The organism is Oleiphilus sp. HI0043 (assembly GCF_001634935.1).
In genome coordinates this window covers 1-994 of sequence record NZ_LWEY01000646.1, presented here as the reverse complement: position 1 = coordinate 994, position 994 = coordinate 1, and the positions used below count along the sequence as shown (strand labels likewise).

At 47.0% G+C, this 994-nt stretch carries 2 protein-coding genes; both read right to left on the bottom strand.

Features of this window, described 5'->3' with window-relative positions; all coding sequences use genetic code 11:
- Positions 1-361: saccharopine dehydrogenase NADP-binding domain-containing protein (locus A3729_RS07790; protein WP_197475673.1), on the bottom strand; the 361-nt coding region annotated here is incomplete at its 3' end.
- Positions 362-443: 82 nt separating this feature from the next.
- Positions 444-994: SDR family NAD(P)-dependent oxidoreductase (locus A3729_RS07785; RefSeq protein WP_068633562.1), on the bottom strand; the 551-nt coding region annotated here is incomplete at its 5' end.

Genomic DNA, 994 nt, shown 5'->3' with positions numbered 1-994 from the left:
ATGCGACGAATCCATTGCGTCTCGCCGGCCAGGTCGCAAAGTCAGTGCCGTTCTCGACACACGCGGCGACTAACTCGTTTCCATATTTAGCGTAAGGACCGACCGTTGTGCAGACGACTTTAGTACGTTTTGCCAGTTCATTCAGGCTAGCCGTATCGTGGCTATCGGCAAGAATAAGAGGAATGTTATCGTTACCTAAGCCTTTTCGAACTTCTTCAAGCTTGGTTTGGTTGCGTCCAGCCATTGCCCATTTTAGTTCGCCATCGAGGCCGTAGGTATTTAGATAGTATTCGGCAACTAAGCGGCCTGTAAAACCACTTGCTCCCCATATGATCACATCGAATTCGCGCTTTGTACTCATGACCTCTTCCTATTATTTTTATAGCTTATTTTCAAAGGGGTCAGACTCGATTGAAATTCAATCGAGTCTGACCCCTTTGAAATTACATGGCTGACATGCCGCCGTCAACCGGTATAGCAATACCGTTCATATAACTATTCGCTGGTGACAGTATCATGACCATGACATTCACAATTTCTTCAACTCGTGCGATACGCTTCATCGGACAGCCGCGCGCAAGGTTCTTGTTGACCTCTTCGATATTATCATTCGGATTCATCGTTGGATTATCAACCATCGGCGTTGACGTAAAGAAGGGGCAAATCGCATTAACTCGAACATTCATAGGCCCACATTCAACTGCGGCCGTTTTAGTTAGACCTATTACAGCGTGCTTGGCAGCGCCATAGGAGCTTCCCATCGGCGTTCCACCTAAACCTGCCATGGAACTTACATTCAGAATCGCACCCTCTTTTTGAGCAGCCATGACTCTTAACTGATGCTTCAGGCCAAACGCGACACCTTTAGTATTAACATCTAACTGACGAGAAAGCGTTGGGCCGTCCAGGTGAACCAATGGGCCCAGTTTAGGAGCGATACCAGCATTGTTAACAGCAATATCAAGCTTGCCAAAATTATCAACCGCAGCCTTTA